Annotated in this window: 18 protein-coding genes and 1 pseudogene; 8 read left to right on the top strand and 11 right to left on the bottom strand. The window is 71.8% G+C overall.

The genetic code is table 11. The features are described 5' to 3' along the window. Positions 1-42: 42 nt before the first annotated feature. The 4 genes from ACZ3ZD_RS31055 (at position 43) to ACZ3ZD_RS31070 (ending at position 4,137) form a co-directional block, all read left to right on the top strand. On the top strand, positions 43-798 hold the full coding sequence (locus ACZ3ZD_RS31055) for an SDR family NAD(P)-dependent oxidoreductase (RefSeq protein ID WP_467404556.1): 756 nt from the start codon (positions 43-45) through the stop codon (positions 796-798). Between the two features lie 139 nt (positions 799-937). After that, the gene (locus ACZ3ZD_RS31060; RefSeq protein ID WP_467404756.1) at positions 938-1,633 is read left to right on the top strand and encodes a GAF and ANTAR domain-containing protein; all 696 of its coding nucleotides are present in this window, start codon (positions 938-940) and stop codon (positions 1,631-1,633) included. Positions 1,634-1,734: 101 nt separating this feature from the next. Further along, the gene (locus tag ACZ3ZD_RS31065) at positions 1,735-3,585 is read left to right on the top strand and encodes an ABC transporter ATP-binding protein (protein ID WP_467404561.1); all 1,851 of its coding nucleotides are present in this window, start codon (positions 1,735-1,737) and stop codon (positions 3,583-3,585) included. A gap of 63 nt (positions 3,586-3,648) precedes the next feature. Further along, positions 3,649-4,137 (top strand): GNAT family N-acetyltransferase, encoded by a 489-nt coding sequence (locus ACZ3ZD_RS31070; protein WP_467404565.1) that lies wholly within the window; start codon positions 3,649-3,651, stop codon positions 4,135-4,137. A 45-nt stretch (positions 4,138-4,182) separates the two neighbouring features. Here ACZ3ZD_RS31070 and ACZ3ZD_RS31075 read toward each other — a convergent pair whose 3' ends face one another. From ACZ3ZD_RS31075 to ACZ3ZD_RS31085, 3 genes are all read right to left on the bottom strand, one after another. Next, entirely contained in the window at positions 4,183-5,415 is a 1,233-nt protein-coding gene (locus ACZ3ZD_RS31075) for a metallophosphoesterase (protein ID WP_467404568.1), read from the bottom strand. 252 nt (positions 5,416-5,667) lie between these two features. Then, positions 5,668-6,507: an MBL fold metallo-hydrolase gene (locus tag ACZ3ZD_RS31080; protein WP_467404572.1), complete on the bottom strand. Its 840-nt coding sequence runs from the start codon at positions 6,505-6,507 to the stop codon at positions 5,668-5,670. 183 nt (positions 6,508-6,690) lie between these two features. After that, on the bottom strand, positions 6,691-7,899 hold the full coding sequence (locus tag ACZ3ZD_RS31085) for a flavin-containing monooxygenase (RefSeq protein WP_467404574.1): 1,209 nt from the start codon (positions 7,897-7,899) through the stop codon (positions 6,691-6,693). Between the two features lie 289 nt (positions 7,900-8,188). Here ACZ3ZD_RS31085 and ACZ3ZD_RS31090 point away from each other — a divergent pair, with 289 nt between their 5' ends. Both ACZ3ZD_RS31090 and ACZ3ZD_RS31095 read left to right on the top strand, forming a co-directional pair. Then, on the top strand, positions 8,189-8,824 hold the full coding sequence (locus ACZ3ZD_RS31090) for an ABC transporter ATP-binding protein (RefSeq protein WP_467404577.1): 636 nt from the start codon (positions 8,189-8,191) through the stop codon (positions 8,822-8,824). Beyond that, positions 8,821-9,612, top strand: coding sequence for a hypothetical protein (locus ACZ3ZD_RS31095; protein WP_467404580.1), 792 nt, complete (start codon positions 8,821-8,823; stop codon positions 9,610-9,612). The genes ACZ3ZD_RS31090 and ACZ3ZD_RS31095 overlap by 4 nt, the downstream gene beginning before the upstream one ends. Positions 9,613-9,753: 141 nt before the next feature. Here ACZ3ZD_RS31095 and ACZ3ZD_RS31100 read toward each other — a convergent pair whose 3' ends face one another. Next, positions 9,754-10,233, bottom strand: a complete 480-nt coding sequence (locus tag ACZ3ZD_RS31100; RefSeq protein WP_467404583.1) for an RICIN domain-containing protein — start codon at positions 10,231-10,233, stop codon at positions 9,754-9,756. 684 nt (positions 10,234-10,917) lie between these two features. Further along, positions 10,918-12,360 carry an acyl-CoA dehydrogenase family protein gene (locus tag ACZ3ZD_RS31105; protein ID WP_467404586.1) on the bottom strand — a complete coding sequence of 481 codons (1,443 nt, stop codon included), beginning with the start codon at positions 12,358-12,360 and terminating at the stop codon, positions 10,918-10,920. Positions 12,361-12,902: 542 nt separating this feature from the next. Between ACZ3ZD_RS31105 and ACZ3ZD_RS31110 the strand changes: the two genes are divergently transcribed. Both ACZ3ZD_RS31110 and ACZ3ZD_RS31115 read left to right on the top strand, forming a co-directional pair. Then, on the top strand, positions 12,903-13,115 hold the full coding sequence (locus ACZ3ZD_RS31110) for a hypothetical protein (protein WP_467404587.1): 213 nt from the start codon (positions 12,903-12,905) through the stop codon (positions 13,113-13,115). Between the two features lie 208 nt (positions 13,116-13,323). After that, on the top strand, positions 13,324-14,442 hold the full coding sequence (locus tag ACZ3ZD_RS31115) for a DUF6923 family protein (RefSeq protein ID WP_467404589.1): 1,119 nt from the start codon (positions 13,324-13,326) through the stop codon (positions 14,440-14,442). 201 nt (positions 14,443-14,643) lie between these two features. On the opposite strand, the gene ACZ3ZD_RS31120 is transcribed toward ACZ3ZD_RS31115, so the two are convergent. The 6 genes and pseudogenes from ACZ3ZD_RS31120 to ACZ3ZD_RS31145 all read right to left on the bottom strand — a co-directional run bounded on the left by ACZ3ZD_RS31120 (position 14,644) and on the right by ACZ3ZD_RS31145 (position 20,757). Next, a complete protein-coding gene (locus ACZ3ZD_RS31120) occupies positions 14,644-15,126 on the bottom strand; it encodes an STAS domain-containing protein (RefSeq protein WP_467404593.1) in 483 nt (160 codons plus the stop codon). 8 nt (positions 15,127-15,134) lie between these two features. Further along, a complete protein-coding gene (locus ACZ3ZD_RS31125) occupies positions 15,135-16,619 on the bottom strand; it encodes a PP2C family protein-serine/threonine phosphatase (protein WP_467404596.1) in 1,485 nt (494 codons plus the stop codon). Positions 16,620-17,023: 404 nt separating this feature from the next. After that, positions 17,024-17,596 (bottom strand): DoxX family membrane protein, encoded by a 573-nt coding sequence (locus ACZ3ZD_RS31130; RefSeq protein WP_467404599.1) that lies wholly within the window; start codon positions 17,594-17,596, stop codon positions 17,024-17,026. Positions 17,597-17,899: 303 nt separating this feature from the next. After that, positions 17,900-18,871: a cytochrome P450 gene (locus ACZ3ZD_RS31135; RefSeq protein ID WP_467404758.1), complete on the bottom strand. Its 972-nt coding sequence runs from the start codon at positions 18,869-18,871 to the stop codon at positions 17,900-17,902. Positions 18,872-19,153: 282 nt separating this feature from the next. Further along, positions 19,154-20,524: pseudogene (locus ACZ3ZD_RS31140) on the bottom strand (NAD(P)/FAD-dependent oxidoreductase); the annotation flags it as partial. Further along, positions 20,521-20,757: a ferredoxin gene (locus tag ACZ3ZD_RS31145; protein WP_467404601.1), complete on the bottom strand. Its 237-nt coding sequence runs from the start codon at positions 20,755-20,757 to the stop codon at positions 20,521-20,523. The gene ACZ3ZD_RS31145 and the pseudogene ACZ3ZD_RS31140, both read right to left, overlap by 4 nt. Between the last annotated feature and the right edge of the window lie 52 nt (positions 20,758-20,809).

The raw sequence follows: 20,809 nt of genomic DNA on the forward strand, positions 1-20,809 counted from the left end.
CCGCACCCACCACCCGAATCCACCGTCAAGGAGGCGCCCGCCGTGGCCGTCACCAGCGAAGCACCCTCGTCCGAACCCCTCGTGGCCGTCGTGAGCGGCGGCGCGTCCGGCATCGGCGCGGCCGCCGTGGCCGCGCTCGCCGCCCGGGGCGTCCGGGTCGCCGCCCTGGACCTGAAACCCGACGAGGTCGCCGCCCCGGCCGTCGGCATCGCCTGCGACGTCACCGACGACGCGTCCGTGCGCGCCGCCGTCGTCGAGACCGCCGACCGCTTCGGCCGTATCGACATCGTCGTGAACAACGCCGGCATCGCCGCGCAGGGCGACATCACCGACAACGACGACGACGAGTGGCGACGCGTCCTGGACGTGAACGTCGTCGGCATGGTGCGCCTCGCCCGGGCCGCGTTGCCGTACCTGCGCAAGTCGCCGGCCGCCGCGATCGTCAACACCTGCTCCGTGTTCGCCTCGATGGGGGTACGGCGGCGCGTCCTCTACTCCGCGTCCAAGGGCGCCGTCCACTCCTTGACCCTGGCGATGGCCGCCGACCACGTCCGCGAGGGCATCCGGGTCAACGCCGTCGCGCCCGGCGCCGTCGACACCCCCTGGATCCAGCGGGTGCTGGCCACGGCCGCCGACCCGCGGGCGGAACGGGACGCGCTGAACGACCGCCACCCCCTGGGCCGGCTGGCCCGCCCCGAGGAGGTCGGCGAGGCCATCGCCTTCCTGGCCACCGACGCCTCCGGCACCACCGGCACGATCCTCGCCGTCGACGGCGGCATCCACGACCTGCGTCTGTAGGCCCACAGCCGGGGGAACACGGGGAACGAAACGACGAGACGGGGGTATCAGCACGACGCGGAGCCGGCCGGCCGGCGAGCGGGCCCGCGGGAGGAGACGAGAGGTGGACCGACTCGACCGCCGTCAGCACGCACTCGACATGATCGACTGGCTGCTGGAGACCGCCTCCCTGCGCGACTTCCTCCAGCTCCTGATCGAGGACGCGGTCGGCGCCACGGGCGCGGACGGCTGCGGTGTCACACTGCACCGCCGTCAGCGGCCGCTGACCGTGGTGAGCACCGGGGGAGTGGCGGACAAGCTGGACGAGAAGCAGTACGGCCAGGACGACGGTCCCTGTCTGCACGCGCTGCGCACCGGCGAGGTCGTCCACGTGCCCGACGTCCTGGAGGAGACACGCTGGGGGTCCTATCCGCGCTTCGCGGCCGGCTTGGGCGTCCGCTCCTCGCTGTCCCTGCCGATCCGGGCGCGCGACCACACGGCCGGGGCGCTGAACTTCTACGCCGCCGGCCCCGACGCCTTCTCCGAGCGCGACCGGCAGACACTGACGCTGATCGCCGCACAGGCCGGCGGCGGTATCGCGCTGGCCCAACGCCTGGCGGACGCCGAGGAGTTCACCCGGGACCTGCAGACCGCGCTCGCCTCCCGCAGCGTCATCGACCAGGCCGTCGGGAGCGTCATGCAGCAACAGCACTGTACCGCCGAGGAGGCGTTCGACCTGCTGCGCCGGCTGTCCCAGGAGACCAACCTCAAGCTCCGTGACGTCTGCACCCGCCTGCTGACCGGCCTCGCCGGCCGGCCGCCCACCGAGCAACCCCCCTTGCGCCCCCGCCCCTGACCACGCCCACAGGTGTCCGATTCTCGCCACTCCGTGGTAAATGCCTGGACTGGTCAGCCCTGTGGACGGGAGACTTCGTCCTCCGAACCACCGGGGGTGTGATGGGGACCACAGACACGCAAGGGCCGACGCCGGGCAGGAGCGCGGTCGTTCTGGCACTGCGCCGCTACGGCCGGGAACTGCTGCGCCTACGACTGCTCGCCCTGCCCGCGCTGCTGCTGCCGGCCGTGGGCAACATCGGCATCCGCTACATCGCCCCCCTGCTGATCGCCAAACTGGCGGGACAGGCCGCCGACGACGGCCTCACCCTGCACGCGGCGCTGCCGTACGTCCTGGGCTTCGGCGTGACGCTGCTGCTCGCCGAGGCCGTGTGGCGGGTCGGACAGCACTGCCTGAACCGCGTGGACGCCCTCGGCATGGAACACCTCTACGTGAGCGGCATGGACGAACTCCTGGCCCAGGACGCGGCGTTCTTCCACGACAACTTCGCCGGTTCCCTGACCAAACGGGTGCTCAGCTTCGGCAAGCGCTTCGAGGACTTCATGGACACGGTGACGTACCAGATCGTGGGCAGTCTGGTCCCCCTCGTGTTCGGTTCCGTGGTGCTGTGGGGCTACGAACCGATGCTCGTCGTCGGCCTGCTGGTGATGATCGCGCTCACCGCGGTGGCCGCGACACCCCTGATCCGTCGCCGGCAGCGGCTCGTCAACGAGCGCGAGGCCGCGATCGCCCGGGTCTCCGGCCATGTCGCCGACAGCCTCACGAACATGGAGACCATCCGGGCGTTCGCGGCGGAGCGGCGGGAGGCCGCCGAACACCGCAGCCGCGTCGCGGACTCCCGGCGCCTGACGCTCCGGTCCTGGGACTACGGCAACCTCCGCGTCGACACCTTCGTCGCCCCCATGTCCGTGCTGACCAACGTACTGGGCCTGCTGGTCGCCATCGCCTTCGGCGGCCCGGGCCAGGGGGTCGAGGAGATCGTCGTCAGCTTCACCTACTACTCCAACGCCACCCAGATCATGTTCGAGTTCAACCGGATCTACCGGCGCCTGGAAAGCTCCATGACCGAGGCCGCGCAGTTCACCGAGCTGCTGCTGGACCCGCCCACCGTGCTCGACCCGGCGACCCCCGAACCGCTCGCCCCGCGGGACACCGCCGTCCGCTTCGAGGCGGTGACCTTCGCCCACACCGGCGCGAAGCCGATCTTCCAGGGCCTCGACCTGGACGTGCCCGCGGGCGCGCGGATCGGCCTGGTCGGCAGGTCCGGCGGCGGCAAGACCACACTCACCCGGCTCCTGCTGCGGATGTCGGACCTCGACGGCGGACGCATCCTGATCGGCGGCCAGGACATCAGCCGGCTGCGCCAGACCGACCTGCGCTCCCTGATCGCCTACGTCCCGCAGGAACCCGCCATGTTCCACCGCAGCCTGCGGGACAACATCGCCTTCGCCCGGCCCGGCGCCACCGACGAGGAGATCCACGCGGCGGCAGCGGCCGCGCACGTCACGGAGTTCGCCGACCACCTCCCCGACGGCTTCGCCACCCTGGTCGGGGAGCGGGGCATCAAACTCTCCGGCGGCCAGCGCCAGCGCGTCGCCCTCGCCCGGGCCATCCTGCGCGACGCGCCGATCCTGCTGCTGGACGAGGCCACCAGCGCGCTGGACTCGGAGAGCGAACTCCTCGTCCAGGACGCCCTGTGGCGTCTGATGGACGGACGCACGGCCCTCGTGGTCGCCCACCGCCTGAGCACGGTCGCCGGCATGGACCGCCTGGTCGTCCTCGACCGCGGCACCGTCATCGAGCAGGGCACCCACGACCAGCTCCTCACCGCGGACGGCGCCTACGCGAAACTCTGGCGACACCAGTCGGGCGGCTTCCTCGGCGAAACCCCCACCCCACCGGAAACCCCCGGGACGCCATCACCGGCACGCGTGAGCGCCGGCCCTGCATGACGGAGACGCCTCCCGGCGGGACCCCACCGCCCGCCCCAGCCCCCGGTGCGGCATACTCTCCCGGTGAGTTCACGCACGTCCCCGGTCCGCCCGCCCGTCACGATACGGCGGGCCGTCGCGCGGGATGCCAAGCGGCTCACGCGTCTCGTGCGTGGTTCCGGTGCCTACGAGGGGAAGTACGCGGCCGCGGTCGCGGGCTACCGGGTGGGACCGGATTACCTCGAGGCCCACCGTGTCTTCGTGGCCGTCGGTGACGAGGCGCAGGGAGGCCGGGTCCTCGGGTTCTACTCGCTCGTCCTCGACCCACCGGAGCTCGACCTGCTGTTCGTCGCCGACGACGCGCAGGGGCGGGGGATCGGACGGCTGCTCGTCGCGCACATGCAGGGTGAGGCCCGTGCCGCCGGGCTCGACCGGGTCAAGGTCGTGTCGCACGTCCCCGCCGAGGACTTCTACCACCGCGTCGGCGCGGTGCGGACCGGGACCGCGCTCGCGGCTCCGCCCGCCGTGCCATGGGACCGCCCCGAATTCGAGTTCCGGATTCCTTCGCCATGACACGGCATCCGGCGGCCCCTCGCGCCTGCCCCTCCCCGCCCCTCGCTACGGCGTGGGGGAGCGGAGCACGAGCAGGGTGATCTCGCTCGGGGCGAAGACGCGGAACGGCGGGCCCCAGAAGCCGGTGCCGCGGCTGGTGTAGAGGAGGGTGCGTCCGCCGTGGCGGCTGAGGCCGGCGAGGGCGGGCTGGTCGAGGCGGACCAGGTGGTGAAAAGGCCAGATCTGGCCGCCGTGGGTGTGGCCGGAGAGCTGCAGGTCGACGCCGGCCGCTGCCGCCCGGCCGACGAACCCCGGCTGGTGGGCCAGGAGCAGGACGGGCAGGTCGGGGTCGGCGCCGTGCAGGGCTCCGGCGAGGTCGGCGCCGTGGCCGGCGAGTCCGGAGGAGCCGGCGGTGACGTCGTCCACACCGGCGACGACGAGCGTGTCGCCACCGCGTTCGAGCAGCAGGTGGCGGTTGCGCAGCGGCTCCCAGCCCAGCTCCTCCATCAGGTCGACCCAGCCCTGGGCCTCGCCGTAGTACTCGTGGTTGCCGGTGACGTAGACCCGGGCCCGGGTGGCCCGCACGGTGCCGAGCGGGATGGCCTGGGCGCGGCGGCGTTCGGCCGTGCCGTCCGCGATGTCACCGGTGTGGCAGACCAGGTCGGCCTCCAGCGCGTTGACCGTCTCGCAGACCCGCGCCGACCAGCGGGCGCGGTCGAGGGGGCCGTAGTGGGTGTCGGTGACGAGGACGACGCGCGTGCCGTCCAGCCCGGCTCCCAGGCGCGGAAGCCGCACCTCCAGGCGGCGTACCCGTGGCACCCGGCGGGCCTCGGCGTACCCCCAGGCGAGCAGTACGGCGACCGTGCCGAGGACCGCCCAGGTGACGATCCGGGCCCGGTCCTGGCCGTCGCCGACGCCGGCCACGGCCAGGGCGAGCCGCAGCGGGACGCCGAGCACGACGGACCAGGTGAACAGGATCCAGCTGGCGCCCAGCAGGGTGTCCCCGACGATCGCCGCCCCATCCTGTTGGCGCCGGCCGTGGCCGCGCGCCATCGCGAGCGGCATACCGAACAGGCCGAGGGCGAACAGGGCCGTGCAGCCGAGCGTGACGGGGAGCGGCCAGTGCTGGCCGGTGTGCAGCAGCAGCCAGCAGGGCACGGCCCACAGCAGCACGGGGGCGATCAGCGGGAGGTAGCGCATCACGCGGTGCAGCCCGCTCTGCCGGGCCGCGGGCGCCGTACCGTCGGCGGAACCGTCGGCGGAACCGTCGGCGGATCGGGTGTCGCTGGAGTCGGTCACGCTTCCCCTCCTTGTGCGGCCAGGCTGCCTGCCGTCGCGCACTGTATCCGGCCGCCCCGGCCCGGTCCGAAGGACGGGGGTGCGAACGGTGGTGTCCCCACGCCGGCGCCACGTGTCCCCACCGAACCCGGAAGGCCCTCAGCCGTTCAAGCACCCAGCACGCGTCACCGGGCCCCGGGACGGCGTCACCTGGGAGCCGGCCCCGTCCGGGGCGGGGCGGGCACGCCGGCGGGCGGCCGCCGACGGCCCTGCTCAGCGGACGGCGGGCCGTTCCCCGTGGGCCGTTATGCGCGCGTGCCGACCGCGAGGGCAGTGGACGAGCCGCTCCTGCAGCCCGAGACGCCGCGCCTGGGCCAGGAAGTCCGCGAGCGGGGAGCTGAAAACGGTGTAGTCGTCGTAGTGCACCGGCATGACGCGTTGGTAACCCAGGCGGCGGGCCAGTTCCGCACCCTGCGCCCCGTCCATCGTCACCAGGAAGCCGCCCGGCAGCCGGGTGCCGCCCAGGTGGAGGACGGCCAGGTCGGCGCCGGGAAAGCGCCGCGCGATCTCCCCGAGGCCGTCGTAGAGCAGCGTGTCGCCGGAGAGGTAGAGGCGCAGGTGCACGGGCCCGTCGGCGGTCCCGAACTCCAGCATGCTGCCCATGACGGGGGGCAGCAGGCCCCGCAGCACGGGATGGAGCGCGTGCCTCCCGGGCAGGGACGTCACCCGCACCTGCTGCCCGCCCCGCCGGAGGACGCAGCTCTCCCACGTGCGCAGACCGCCCGCCCGCCGGAAGCCCTGCCAGGTGCGCAGGCGGCGGGCCGCGTGCGGTGTCGTGACGATCGGGACCGCGTGGTCGAGGTGCCGGCGGGCCCGGCGGTCCCAGTGGTCGCCGTGCAGGTGGGACAGGACGACCCCGTCCAGGCGCGGAAGCTCCTGAGCCGCGAGCGCCGGCTCGGTCATCCGGCGGCTCATCAGCCCGTACCCGAGGTACGCGGGCTCGCCGCGGTGCAGGAAATTGGGGTCCGTCAGCAGGCTCAGCCCACCGTACTGGAGCAGGACCGTCGCGTTGCCGATGAAGTGGAGGTCGAGCGCGTCGTCGAAGGAAGCCATGATCGGGTCCTTGCCCGACGGGATGCTGCCCGTCTGCGGTCTTCGCGGTGCCGTGCCGTCGGCTCCGGAGTACCCCGGTCCGGACGGCCGTACCGTCTTGCCGTTCCTTTGTTGATGCCCAGAACGCCGATCCATGCTTGCCACCGCGGCGTCCGATCGCCCGGCAGGGCGAGCGCCGAAGGGTCAGACTTCCGAAACTCCGTCAGCTCGGAGCATCCCCCCGAGAAGGGTCGATCGGGCCTTCTCCCGGCGAAAAGCGTGGGCGATGGCACGCGCCTCGATGCCCGCCTGGCGGAGGACCCCGGTGAGGGGATTGGTGTAGCCGGCGAAGTACAGGCGTGGGGCTCCGGGATGGGTTTCCGACCCTACGACGAGGGGGAGTCCGTCCTCGTCGAGTACGCCCAGGGACCCCACCAGGTCGTACAGGTTGGTCCGGTACCCGGTGGCGGCGATGACCGTGTCGGGCCGCACTCGGGTGCCGTCGGCCAGTACCACGTCGGGCCCGTCGAATCCCCGGACGGCCGGGACGGGCTCGACCCGCCCGGACCGCACGGCGTCCACGAAGCCGTGGTCGAGCACCGGGTTGACCCCTTCGCGGGCGTTACGGGTGTACAGGCCCGTGCGGGGCCGCGGCAGTCCCCGCGCCGTCAGGTCGGGCACCGCGACACGTTGCGTGAGCAGGGAGGTGCGGTCGCGCCACGCCAGCGGAAGGGCTTCCGTCAGCCGGCCGACCGCGTGCCATCGGGCGCTGGAGCGGGGCAGGATGTTGGGCGGGGTACGGACCGAGATCTGTACCCGCGCGGCTCCGGCCCCGGCGAGGACGGCGGCGATCTCGGTACCGCTGTTGCCGGCGCCGACCACCAGGACGTGCTGCCCGCGGTAGGGCGCCGGAGAGCGGTAGCGGGCCGAGTGCAGCAGCGTTCCGGTGAAGCTCGCACGCCCGGGCCAGTCGGGGACGTCCGGGGCGTGGCAGCGGCCGGTGGCCACCACGACCGCGTCGGTGGGGACGGGGCCGTCCGGGGTGTGAACCAGCCAGCGGGCGTTCGGGCCGGGCCCGGCCCGCCGGACGCGCAGCACCGGCGTGGTGAGCCGGACGTCGAGCCGGTGGTGGGCGTCGTAGCTCTCCAGGTAGCGCACGTAGTCGTCGCGGCTCACCCATGGGCCGGCCTGGCGCGGCACCGGCAGGCCGGGGAGTTTCGAGGTGCCGGGGGTGGTGTGCAGGCGCAGGTGGTCGTATCTCTGCGCCCAGCTGTCTCCTACTCGGTCCGACCTTTCGAGGATCACGGTCGGTACGCCGAAGCGTTTGAGTAGCGCGGCGGCCGCCAGCCCGTGGGGGCCGGCTCCGATCACGATCGTGGGAGCGCTGAGGTCTCGCTGTGGTGTCGGGGGCATCGATCCCTACAACGGCGGACCGCGGCGCACGTCACGCCCCACTGGCGGGTGTGGAACATCGAGCCGGCGCCGTTACACCGGCCGGTATGCGGTCGTTGGGCACCGGGAGGCAGCGCGCCGCCTCGCAGGCGGGTCCGGCACGCCCAGGCCGGACCGTCCGGGCCGGACGTGGCTGAGCCGTCATGAGCCGGGCAGGCCGGCGGACGTGAGCCTGCGCGGCCCCGGCCACCGTGGCGGGCTTTCCTGCGGGTCGGCTCGCTCCACCTGTCCGATCTTCCAAGGGGCTCATGTGCAGGCAGTAACCACGCGACAGCGGCCACGGCTGCGGATCAGCGGAGTCTGCAAGGCGTACGGCCGCAGACAGGTCCTGCGCGACGTGGACCTCGAGGTGTCCGCCGGGACGCTGGTCGGGATCGTCGGCGAGAACGGCGCGGGGAAGAGCACGCTTCTCCGGGTCGCCGTAGGACACCTTGCACCCGACCGCGGCACGGTGACGCGGACCGGAGCGGTGGGGTACTGCCCGCAACGGGCCGTGCTGAACGACGCGTTCACCGTCGGACAGCATCTGCGGCTGTTCCGGACGGCCTACCGGCTGCCGACCCTGAACCGCGCCGACGAGCTGATGGAGCTGCTGGCGCTGACCGACTGCCGACGGCAGCAGGTCGGCGAACTCAGTGGCGGAACACGCCAGAAGCTGAACCTGCTGATCGCGCTCATGCACGATCCGCAACTGCTGGTCCTGGACGAGCCCTACCAGGGCTTCGACTGGGACACCCATCAGCGGTTCTGGACCCTGGCCGCCGACCTGCGTGACCGGGGCCGGTCGATCATCGTGGTGTCCCATCTGCTGCACGACCTGCACCACTTCGACGCCATCGCCCATCTGCGCCAGGGCCGGCTGCACTTCGAGGAGACCGAGCGATGAGGGTCTCCTGGACGGCGTTCACCGAACTGCTGCGCTGCACCCTGCTGGGCCACCTGCGCAACCGGCTGGCCCTCTCTCTGGCGGTCGCGTTCATCCCCGTCTGGATCACCGTGGCCCGCCTGTGCACCGCCGACCAAGTGGTGCGCATTTCGCTGCACACCATCAGCGCCCCTGTCTCCGCCCCGGCCGGCCAGGTGGGGCAGGTGGCCAGCGCGCTGGGCGCCGTCACCATGGTCGCCGGCTTCATCGCCTTCATCGAGACCTTCCTGTCCCGGCAGTTGGACCGCCGTCTGCTGCTGGCCGGCTATCCCCGGCTGCCGATGCTGACGGCGAAGCTCGCCGCCGTCGCCCTCACCGCCGCCGTACTGGCCTGCTACACCACGATCCTGCTGTGGATCTCCCTGCCCGTACGCCACCCGGCAGCCCTGGCGCTGGCCCTGGCGGGCGCCGGCCTCGCCTACGGCGGCATCGGCCTCCTGCTCGGCTCCCTGGTCCGCGGCGAGCTGGAGGGCTTCTTCCTCATCATCATGCTCAGCCTGGTCGACACCGGCCTGCAGAATCCCGTCTTCAACACGCTCATGGACGTGGCGGGCGTGTCCGCGCTGCCTCTGTACGGCGTGACCCAGCTGGCGCTCAGCTCGGCCCTCACCCCGCACGTCCCCTGGTCTCACGGCCTGCTCACCCTGACCTGGTCCGCGGCGACCGGTGCCCTGGCGCTGCTCGTCCTCCACATCCAGCGCCCTTCCCGCTCCCCGTTGCCGAGCAGGGCGAGGGCCCGGACGGTGTGAGCGCGCTTCCTCCGACCCGCCGGTGGCGCCTGCCCCGACTGCCTGCCGGAGATGACCGCATGGCGAGCCCGCCCTCCGACGGGAGGGCGGGCCTGTCCTGTACATCCGGCGTAGATGTCGTCGAAGCGTGCTCGGCGGCTGTCAGTCCTGGTCTTCTGACGAGGGGTAGATCCGCCACAGCTGGGAGAGGTTGGGGCCGCCCCACATGCGGGTCAGGCCGACCAGCCGGTCGTTGCCCTGGAGGTGATCGGCGATGGCCAGGGCGTAGCGCGGGTGCACGACCGAGACCAGGTAGAAGTCGTTGCCTCGTTCCGCATGGGCAACGAGCCGCCAGTGCTGGTTGAGGCTGTCGGTGCTCTCCCGCAGGGTCACGATGTCGGACGGGTTGGCCCCGGCGGTGAGGCAGCGGTGGTTGGCGTACGACTCGATGCGCACGGTGCCGCCGGCGTTCTGCCGCAGGAACCACCGGTGTGAGGTGTTGTCCTTGGCGAACGGGTCCTGTGCCCAGGTCTGGGTGTGGTTGCCGACGCCGTCGTGCCAGTCGTTGCACATGAAGTAGGTGCCGGTGACGTGGTGGGTCATCGTCACCGGTCCGCCCGCGAGCAGTACGAGGTCCGTCACAGCAGTGCTCCTCCGCCTCGAGTTCGTCACAGGGGCGGGCGCCCCTTGCGACCCAGCGTAAGGAGCGGCTCGCTGTTCAACAGGACGGTCAACCGGTCGTCTCCCGAGGTCAGACCCTGTCCGAAAGATCCCGAACAGGCGGACGGTCTTCCTCGAACCACTTGACCGAGCGTCACTCACATGACCAACGGCCGGCGCAGCAGTGAGGTGGGACAGCGGTCGTTTCGAACAGGCGAGGGGGCCGGCACGCGGCAGGCGAGGGCGGCAAGAACAAGAAGGGGGCAGCTGTCCCTCCAGGTGGGCTGTCTCGTTTCAGGTGCCGCTGATCAGGCAAGCCCGCCCGTGGGGCCGCCTGCTTCCCGCAGCCGGACCTTCGCCCAGCCGCAGAGGGGCGGTACGCGACTTCAGGAGTAGTCACCTGTGTCACCGCTTCCCCGGGAGGCGTCATGACCGTGATCGTTCTGATCCTGCCGGTGACCCGGGCGGTCGCAGACGTTGGTAGTGGCTGGCACCGCTTCACCAGGACGGCCACGCATCAATGCGCAAGCAGCACCAGCACCAGCACCAGCGCCGGCTGCCCGGACCGGCGTGCGGGCAGCCGGCACACCGAGGCGAACTGCGACCGGGCTGCCCGGGCCGTCGGTGACCAGAAAGGCCGAGGCCGCGGTATGTGCGGTCGAGCGGTCAGGCGTCGCAGACGCTGGGCTGGTCGGCGGGGGAGCGGGCGGCATTCCAGTGCGCCGCCGGGTGGTCGAAGTGGTCGTAGTGGCCGGCGGACGCGATCGGCCGGGCCGCGAGGACTTCTTCGGGCAGGTGGAAGCCGTCGACGAGGACGCCTGCGTGGTCCCGCAGCCGGTCAATGGCCGCATCGGCCGCTGCGGGCAACTGGTGGACGTGCCTCGTGTCGAGGTGGCCGTCTGCCAGCAGCATGCCGGTGTGGGGTGTGAGGTGGCGCAGGGCGAACAGGGTGTGCAGCGTGTGCAGCAGCATCCCTGCCAGGGGTTCGCGGGCGCGTCGTGCGGTGTCCAGCAGGGCTTGCCCGGCCAGGCGCTCGGCGCGGGCGGTGACGGCGGCCAGGGCGTCCGGTGCGGCGGCGTTCCAACGGCGCTGGCTGTCGGTGCGCGGGGCACCGCGCATCCGCGTGCGCGCCCGGGACAGGTGCTGCTGCTCGACGGTGTGCAACAGGTACTGCAGGAAGCCGGGGTCGTCCAGCCGGCGGTGGGCGGGTGCGGGTGCGGGACTGTCGTCGTCGGCGGCGAAAAGTAGTTCGGCGCCGGTCTTCGCCCACAGGGCGAGGTTGTCGCCCTCCGCGGTGATCGTTCCCTCGGCGTCGATCGCCCAGCTGATGATGCCGTTGACGGGGAGCAGTCCTTGGGCGCCGCACCGCTCCCGGCACTCGACCAGGACGCTGCGAGCCTTCCAGGTGATCCATCCCTTGGTGAGGGCGGCCAGCTGCTCGGCGCGGGCAACGGCGCGCGGATCGCTGCGGTCGTGGCCGGCGTAGTGGCCGACCGCCTGGCGGTGCAGGGCGTTCATCGCGTACGCGGTGGCCAGCGCCTCGAGCAGCGGCCCGTGGTGGGTGCGGTGTGCCCACAGCGGCACGCGCCGGCCGGCGCGGGGGCCGCTGATGGTGCGGTGCCGGCTGTAGCGCACGGCGGTCGCCAGGGCGGCGCGGCTCGCGCCGAGTGCGGCGGCGCTCATGCAGAGTTTGCCGAGGGTGACGCGGCCGATGGCGGTCAGGAAGCGTTTGCGGGGGCTGCCCAGCGTGCTGGTGAAGGCCCCGTCGTCGGCCAGGCGGCCGTGGTCACCGCTCAGCAGGGCGTCCTTCGGCAGGATCACCTGGTCGAAGGAGGTCAGGCAGTGGTCGACCGGGCTGCCCGGCCGCAACGGCAGGGGGCGGACGGTGACGCCGGGCAGCGGGCCCCGGTGGTCCGACAGCGGCGTGAGGAACAGGAAGACGCCGTGGTCCCGCCCGCCGGCCAGCAGGCGCGCGGCCACCACCGCGTCCTTCGGTCCGCCGATCGGTGAGGTGTTCGGCATGAACTTCTGCGCGGCCAGCATAACCGTGAAGCGCCCGCTCATCACCGCCGTCGTGGTCGAGGAGGCTCCCGAGGAAGAGGTTGTCATGGATGCCGCTCACCACCGTCAGCGCACCGTCCAGACAAGCCGTCCACTCGTGCAGCGCCGTCACCTCGTAAGGGCTGCGTGCCAGCCGCAGAGGGTCCACCAGCTCGTTGACGGAGCGCAGGCGCGCCGGATCAGGTCGGCGGCGGTGGCCGACGTGGCTTCGCCGGCCACCGGGCGGCTGGTTCGGGGGAAAGCAGACACCGTCGTGTCACACGAGAAGTCATTCACAGAAGGCTGAGGGCGGGTCAACGCGTTGAGGAGGCGGTGCACGCTTCCGGGTGATGAGAGCAGCCGCTTTTCCAGCCAGGGTTGTTGTGGCCGCTGGACGTTGCTGGGACTGGTGGTGCGCAGAAGACCCCTTGTGTGCCCCCGCCGCCCTCCGAGCCTCGGTGATATGCCCGGCAAACCCGCCGCATGCCTATGTCCTTGGCCCGCTCCTGGCGACTGCGCGGACTCGCGTGTCTGCGGTTCGCTTCCGCAGCGACAGGGTTCTGCCGCATACGGCAGCGGGACCGGGAAAGCCCCTCACGGGAGGAATCGACTTGGCGAACGAGCTGCGCGACGGCGACCGCATCCACCTGCAGAACCTCCACCAGGGTGACGGCGGCTACCTCGACACCCACGGCGGCGCCGGCGGCGGGGGCACCAACCACGAAAGCTCCGCCAGCGGCGCCCGCTACGACGTGGACACCAACGCCTACTCCAACCGCAGCAACTCAAACGTCGCCTTCTGGAAGGTCCTGCCCGCCACCTGACCAGGGCCCGTCACAGAGGGCCGGTGCGGTGCGGCGGCGCAACCGCCGCACCGCACCGCCTCGCCCCGTTCCGGCGAGACCGCACCGGCTCCGGTCACCGTCACCGTGACGCGCACCGGGGTCGCAGGTCAGCCGGCTGCCATACGTCCCCGCGGCGTGATCCCGGCGCCGCACTCACCGGTCTCCTCACAGGAAAGGGCCAACAAGCATGGCGAACCGGAAGGTGTACCTCGCGGTGGGCAGGACCAACACCAGGCTTTTCCGCTTCGACCCGATCGACGGTGACGTCCGCGCCATCGACAACGTCCCGGCATACCCGAGCGGCTATACCGCCATGGGCGCGCAGTACCGCGGCGATGACCACGAGCCCCTGCTGCACGCCGTCAGCGGCGACAAGCTGGTCACCATCGACGCGGAGGAGGGAACCCTGACCGACGCGGTCGTAGAGGGCCTGCCCAGCGGCAGGACCTGGTACGACGGTGACATCGCCGCCGACGGCAACTCCTTGCTCGTGGTGAGCGGCCCGACCGTCCCCAGCTACACGGTCGACGTGACCGCCAAGACGGCCAGCGCCGGGAAATCGCCCGGCGGCGGACGGTGGGACGACTACTCCTTCCACCCGAAGGACGGCCGGCTGTACGCGGTCGAGGGGGACAATGGAGACCTGCTCCACATCGACCCGGCCAAGGAGCCGATGAAGCAGATCCTCAAGCAGGCGGTCTTCCCGCCGGCCGAAGCCAGCGGCTCCGACGGCTCCCGCAAGGCTTACGCGGCCGCCTTCTTCGACCAGGACGGCATGTTCTACGTCGTCGACTCCGCGGGCAACGTGTGCTTCCTCGACCTCACCGACCCCGACACCATCCCGGACAAGGCCCGGCGCGTCGACGGCAAGATTCCCGTCGACGGTCTGGAAGTCATGAACGGCGCCGGACGCATCACACCCCTGCCGATCGACCCCGGCTACGACTACATCGTCGTCGACAAGCAGTTCAAGACGTCCTGGCCCGCCTCCTGGCCCGTCCAGGGCAGGGTGTACAGCTACACCCTCACCGTCACGGCCACCAACCCAGGCGACCCTGGCGACCGGCGGGACGTACGGACATTCCGCATCTCCTTCGACCTCCCCTCCGCCCAGGGCGCCGCGGTGGAGTCCTCCGGCGTCGAGGTGAGCGAGCACGGCGACGGACGGGTCTACGTCGAGTCCATCGGCGACCAACTGCTGCCCGCAGGCCGGTCCCGTCCCGTCGACATCCAGGTCACCGTCCCGGGCAGCGGCCTCCCCACCGAGTTCCCCCTGCAGGGCCTCAAGGCAGCGCGGCTCGCCTGACATGCCGAGCCTTCGTCCAGCGGTGAGCAGAACCGACGATCCACACCGAGGCTTGTGACAGCCTGCTCCCGGCCGTCACGGACCTCGCACGCAAGCAGCGCGCTCCCGCCGCGGTACCCGGGGAAGCGATCAACTCGAACCCGATACCCCGACGGGCGGGCCGGGCCGATCGCTGGTACGACCTCCGGCGGGTCGACGCGATCAGCTCAGGTCGGCAGCGGTGTGGTGCGCGCCCTCGCAGGCCATGGGCTCCGCCCCGGTCGGCTCACCGGTCCCGCCACCTGCGGAGGAGTGGGTGATCGAGCCGTGCTCGCCCGCGCCGGTGACCTGGTCGGCGGTCATGGTGGTGACCGCTTCGGCGGTGGTGGCATGGACCGGCAGGACTGCGTCGACACCGGTGAGGGTGAGCATCCGCATCAGGCGGTCGGGGACGTTGGCGAGTATGAGTGCCCCGTCGGCTGCCTGGGCCGTGTGCCAGAGGCCGATGAGGGCGCTCAGGCCGGCGGAGTCGCAGAAGCCGACCTGTGACAGGTCCAGGATCAGGCGCGGGCACCCTTGCTGGATGATCTCCGAGGCTTCGCGGCGCAGGATGTCCGCGGTGTGCGTGTCCACTTCGCCGGCGACCGTGGCGATCGCGAGGCCGGGACGGGGGTGCTGGACGGTCAGGTGCAGCGTGTCGTTCACGTCGGTCGTCACTCCTGGCCGAAGTGTTCGGGCGCGGCGGTGGTGTGGGCGGTGGCAGCGACACCGCCGTCGGGTGTGGTGTGGGGGTCGGGGACGGACAGGGCCAGCAGGGCCACGTCGTCGCCGGCTCCGTCGGGCAGCGAGGCCAGCAGGGTGATGCTGTCCTCGATCAGGGAGGCGGCGGTGACGGGCCCGGTGCGCTGGTGGAGGAAGCCGGTCAGGCCGTCGTCACCGAGTATGGCGCCCTCGGTGGTGCGAGCTTCGATCAGCCCGTCGGTGTAGAGGAACAGGCTTTCCCCTGCCGTCAGGGAGAACGTGGTCTGGGCGAAGGGCGCCTTGGGGAAGGCGCCGACGAGCATCCCGCCCTTGGGGCGTACGGCCCGCACCCAGACGGCGCCGCTGTCGTCGGGGCGCACGTGGTAGGCCGGCGGGTGGCCGCCGCTGGCGACGGTGACGGTGAAGCCACCGTCCTCCCGGGGCTCCAGGAGGCCGAAGAGGACGGTGCAGAAGCGGCGGCCGGCGGAGACGTCGGTGAGCAGCATGGTGTTGAGCGCGCTCAGCACGGTGACGGGGTCGGCGTTGATCTGGGCCGCGGTGCGCAGGGTGTGGCGGGCCAGGGCGGTGACGGTCGCCGCCTCGGGGCCCTTGCCGCACACGTCACCGAGGAAGAACGCCCACCGGTCACCGTCGAGGGGGAAGACGTCGTAGAAGTCGCCGCCCACGTCGTGGGCGGAGGCGGTGCGGTAATGGCAGGCCAGTTCCAGGCCCGGCACCACGGGAAGGGCCGGGGGCAGCAGGGTGCGCTGGAGGGTGGAGGCGAACGCGGCGATGGCGGCCTTGTCCTGCTCCGCCTTTTCCCGCGCCGCCCGCTCGGCCTCGGCCCGCGCACGTTCCGCCTCGGCGTGCCGCTTCTCCGCTTCCCGGCGGGCCTGCTCGTCGCGCAGGGCGCGCAGCGCCGACAGCCGCAGCTCCATCTCGTCCAGCACGATCGCGGCGAGATCGGCAAGGGTGGCGGTGTCCTCCTCGGTGATCGAGCGCGGCTTGGTGTCGAGGATGTTGACCGTGCCCAGCCGGTGCCCGTCGGGGGTGGTGATCGGTGCGGCGGCGTAGAAGCGCACCCCCATCTCTCCGGCGACGAGCGGATTGTCCACAGCGACGGGGTCCAGGAGAGTGTCGGGGATGACCATCGTGTCATCGCGCAGGATCGCCGAGCCGCACAGGCCCGGATCGCGGCCGATCTCCGCGACACCCTCCAGGCCGTGGGCGGCCTTGAACCAGATGCGGTCGGTGTCCACGATCGTGACGGTCGCCACCGGCACGTCGAAGAGGCGGGCGGCCATCGCCGCCACCCGGTCGAACGCCCCGTCGGGCGGGGTGTCGAGGATGTCGTAGCGGCGCACCGCCTCGATGCGGGCCGTCTCCGCATCCGGGTCGGGCACCAGCTCGGGGCGGCGCCCGGGAGCCGGGTCGGTGGCCGATGCCTGCTGCATCATCGGCTTTCCTCTCCGTCGATGGGCTGCCGCCGTGAACGGCACGAACCGACGCAGCCTAAATCGCCCACACGCCTGAACGCCAATGCCGCCGTCAGCCGGGCCCCCGGACGCGGCCCCCCGCGCGATGTGCCGGGTCGGCGTCGGTGGAGGGGTGAGGTCTGGGGGTTCTCACCTCATCCGGTGCTTGGCCTGCGACGGCGCGTCCGGACGTGACAACGGCCACCGGCGTCCTGGCTTCGTCGGTGGCGCCGGTGGTGACCGCGACCGGGGTGACGAAGGACTCGGGCAGGGCGGTGCCGAAGGCGGCCGGAATCACCCCCGCGCTCACACGGTGCTCCCGCGTGGTCCGCAAGGTCATGCCGGCACCCCAGGGCCGGCACCCGGAGGGGGCCGTCACGCGTGGTTCACAGGCTGAGCGTGATCGCGGCGGCGACACCGCCCAGCCCAAGGGCGCAAGCTGCCTGTGCCCAGCCGCCGTTGCCCCAGCGGAAGAAGCGGTCGGCGGCCAGCCGGCCCGGACCGATCGCGGCGACGGCCAGCGCGACGATGGCGATGCACACGCTGTATTCGACGCCGCCGCCCGTCTCCCACAGCCCGTGCGCGCCGGTGACGGTGGCCATCGCATTGATCATGACGCCGATCAGGGCGGCGGCCGCCAGTGGCGTCAGCAGTCCGAGGGCCAGACCCAGGCCGCCGAGCAGCTCGGAAAGCCCCCCGATCGCAGCGAACAGCTTGCCCGGGTGAAAGCCCAGGGCCGCGAAGCCCTTGCCGGTCGCCGTCAGGCCGTGCCCTCCGAAGAGCCCGAAGACTTTCTGGGCACCATGGCCGGCCATCAGCAGGCCGAAGGTCAGCCTGATCAACAGCAGGCCGGCATCGGCGGCGGTCGCCACGGGGGCAGGGGCCGGGGCTGTGGTGCGATGTGCTGCCGGGCCGGTGGACAGGGCAGGACGGGTCAGGATGTTCTTGATGGTCAACATGGCCGGACTCCGGTGGGAATACGGAAACGGGTATATCCCCGGCTCGGCCCGGGTGGGCGCGAGCAACCGGTTGCGGGTGCGGCCCGCGCGGTGTCGCGCACCGCGGCCATGGCGGCACCGGCCTCGAGCGGACCGGGAGCCGAAGCGGCCGTCCCCGCCGAACGGCACTTCTCGCTTGTCGTAGCGGTGGCGCACGGCCTGTTCGCAGTCGTCACCCCAATCCTGGGTTTTGCTCACCGCCCTGGGCAGCGGCGGCAGCTGACAGGACCGAGACTCGGCATCTCCACGACATCGGCCGCCGTGTCAACCGTCCCCCTGCTCGATGTCGAGATGGACCGGACCCCGGAGAACGGGGCTGGGCCGGTACGGCGGTGGGTCGGCGACCAGCCTGGGGCGGTCGAGCCGGCGTACCAACTCGGTCAGCGCGATCTGGGTTTCCCGCCGGGCGAGCGGGCCGCCGAAACACAGGTGGATGCCGCTGCCGAATCCCAGGTGCTGGTTGTCCTGCCGATCCGGGTCGAAGCGGTCCGGATCGTGGAAGCGCTTCGGATCGCGGCTGCCCGAGGCCAGCATGAGCATGACCTGCGAGCCCTGGGGGATGACGGTGCCGGCGACGGTGACGTCGCTGTACGCCACCCGCCAGGGAATGATCTGCACGGGGGGCTCGTAGCGCAGCAGTTCCTCGACCAGGGGCACGACGAGTTCCGGTTCGTCGCGCAGTCGCTGCAGCACCTGCGGGTGGCGCAGCAGGGTCAGCATGCCGTTGGTGATGAGGTTGACGAGGGTCTCGTGGCCCGCGACGAGCAGCAGTCTGGCGGTGGCGACGATGTCGGCGTCGGCCATCCGGCCGTCGGGCCCGTCGTCGTTGGCCAGCCGGCCCAACAGGCCGTCGCGCGGTCGGCCGTGGCACTGTTCCACCAGTTCGCCGAGGCACTGGTACAAGTCCTTGCGGGCCTGTACGCCCTTGTCCCGTTTCTCCTTCGGGTCGGTCTCGGGGTCGTAGTCGACCGAGTTCATGATGTCGTTCACCCAGCGGTGGAACCTCGGTTCGTCCTCGGCTGGCACGCCGAGCAGGTGACAGGTCACGGTGACCGGGAGCGGGAGGGCGAAATCGTCGACGACGTCGATTCGCTCCCTGCCCGCCAGGCCGTCGATCAGGCTGCCGACGGTGGCGGTCAGATCGCTGTCCATCCCGGTCACCAGCCCCGGGGTGTGCGGGGGGCCGAAGTGACGCATCGCCATGCGCCGCAGGCGATCGTGCTCGGGCGGATCCATGTGGATGAACGACGACGTGGCCGCTCCCTCGACCGGGGGTATCGGATGCGACAGATTGCGCAGGTCGGAGCTCAGGTGCGGGTCGTTCAGCGTTTCCGCGATCTCACGATAGGTACTGATGACGTAGCTGCCGTCCTCCTGCCGAGCCACCGGCGTCTCCCGCAACTCGGCGTACAGCGGGTACGGGTCGGCCCGGGCGGAGTAGTCGAAGATCCGTTGCAGTGTGCTGGGCGTCCCGGCCGTGGTCGCCCGGTCTTCCGCCCGCCGATGCCGGTGCACGGCCGTGACGCGGCGGCCACCCGGGTCTTGGCCGGTGACGACCACCGTGGCGCTCTGGGCGAGCAGGGTGGGGCTGGGGAGGCCGACGGGAACCGGTTCCATGTCGGCCGGCTGGTCCGGCGTGGGGCAGGGGGGCGGGAAGGGCGCGGCCGTCTCGATCAGGTGCCGGTAGTGGCCCAGCCACTTGGCGTGGTCGAAGCTCACGGCGGCCGTGACGCGGCCCCGGTAGCCGTATGCGGTGACGAAGCGGTGGTCGTCCAGCGATCCCATGGTCACGGCCACTTCGTCGGCGAAGCTCGGCACACCGACGGACTTGATGTTGACACCGAACTGGATCGACCAGAACAGCGGGACGGACACGTGGGACCGGCGGTCCTCCGGGGCGCAGACCATGTTGTGTGCCGCGACCTCCGCCTGCTCGACGGCGTTGGCCCAGTGCTCCATCGAGATGAGCCGGTTCTCGTAGACGGGGTTCGGACAGCGTGCCACGTCTCCCGCGGCGAAGACGTCGTCGGTGACGCGGCCGTTGATGTCGAGGGCGCGGCAGCCCGTGTCACAGGTGACCCCCCACTCGCCCGCCGCCAGTCCCGACCCCCGCAGCCACTCGGTGTTGCGGATGCTCCCCAGTGCCACCACCGCCACATCGGCGTCGACCGTGCTGCCGTCCGTGAAGTGAGCACGGCGAAACCGTCCCCGCGCGTCGCCCTCCAGCCGGGCGACCCTGACCCCGCACCGCAGGTCGACACCGTGAGCGCGCTGCATGCCGGCCGCAACCTCGCCGATCACGGAGCCGAGCGCCCCGACCAGCGGGGCCCGGCCGAGTTCGGCGACGGTGACCGGGATGTCCCGCTCGCGGCAGACGGAGGCGATCTCGGAGCCGGTGAATCCCGCACCGATGACCAGCACACGGGAGGGCCCGGCGCCGAGAGCCCGCCGCAGGCTCTCGGCATGCCGACGCGTACGTACGACGAACACTCCGTCCAGGGCCGCCTCCGCCTCGACGAACCAAGGCCGTGCCCGTACCCCGGTGGAGATCAGCACCCGGTCGAAGGGAACCTCGCGTCCGTCGGCGAGACGCACGTGGTTCGCCGCCAGGTCCAGCCCGCTGGCGGCCACGCCCAGCAGCCACTCCGCATCGATGCCACGACGGCGAGGCAAAGTGGTGCCCCCGGCCGGCACCCACCCGCTCAGTACCTGCTTGGACAGGGGAGGCCGGTCGTAGGGCTCGCCCCACTCGTCACCGATCATCGTCAACGATCCGGTGAAACCCTCGTCCCGCAGAGCCTCCGCGGCGCGCAGTCCCGCCAGCGAAGCACCGACGACCACGATGCGGCCATCGCGCCTGAACGCACGCAGGTCGTCGGCACCGGTCATGACGGCGACGCCTCCGCCGGTGCGTGCCGTGCGTGCCGTGCCTGAAGCTGATCGACCAGGATCGCCTGGACCGGGCACGCCGCCGCGGCGCGTAGCACCCGGTCGCGCTGGGCGTCGTCGGGGCTCGGGTCGTACAGGAGCGCTTCCTCGCCATGCATCCGGAACGCCTCCGGAGCAAGAAACGCGCACTGCGCATACCCCGCACATCGCGAAAGATCAACGACGACCCTCACCCCGGCCTCCACATGGAGAGGGAGTTGCAGACCCTCGAGCCGGCGTCACTCA

The organism is Streptomyces sp. NPDC023481, from assembly GCF_055560195.1.

Bases quoted from the DNA above. Each gene is read 5' to 3' on its own strand.
- ACZ3ZD_RS31060 (WP_467404756.1), top strand. From the start codon at position 938: ATGATCGACTGGCTGCTGGAGACCGCCTCCCTGCGCGACTTCCTCCAG.
- ACZ3ZD_RS31065 (WP_467404561.1), top strand. From the start codon at position 1,735: ATGGGGACCACAGACACGCAAGGGCCGACGCCGGGCAGGAGCGCGGTC.
- ACZ3ZD_RS31080 (WP_467404572.1), bottom strand. From the start codon at position 6,507: ATGGCTTCCTTCGACGACGCGCTCGACCTCCACTTCATCGGCAACGCG.
- ACZ3ZD_RS31085 (WP_467404574.1), bottom strand. From the start codon at position 7,899: ATGCCCCCGACACCACAGCGAGACCTCAGCGCTCCCACGATCGTGATC.
- ACZ3ZD_RS31095 (WP_467404580.1), top strand. From the start codon at position 8,821: ATGAGGGTCTCCTGGACGGCGTTCACCGAACTGCTGCGCTGCACCCTG.
- ACZ3ZD_RS31105 (WP_467404586.1), bottom strand. From the start codon at position 12,360: ATGACAACCTCTTCCTCGGGAGCCTCCTCGACCACGACGGCGGTGATG.
- ACZ3ZD_RS31115 (WP_467404589.1), top strand. From the start codon at position 13,324: ATGGCGAACCGGAAGGTGTACCTCGCGGTGGGCAGGACCAACACCAGG.
- ACZ3ZD_RS31125 (WP_467404596.1), bottom strand. From the start codon at position 16,619: ATGATGCAGCAGGCATCGGCCACCGACCCGGCTCCCGGGCGCCGCCCC.
- ACZ3ZD_RS31130 (WP_467404599.1), bottom strand. From the start codon at position 17,596: ATGTTGACCATCAAGAACATCCTGACCCGTCCTGCCCTGTCCACCGGC.
- ACZ3ZD_RS31135 (WP_467404758.1), bottom strand. From the start codon at position 18,871: ATGGATCCGCCCGAGCACGATCGCCTGCGGCGCATGGCGATGCGTCAC.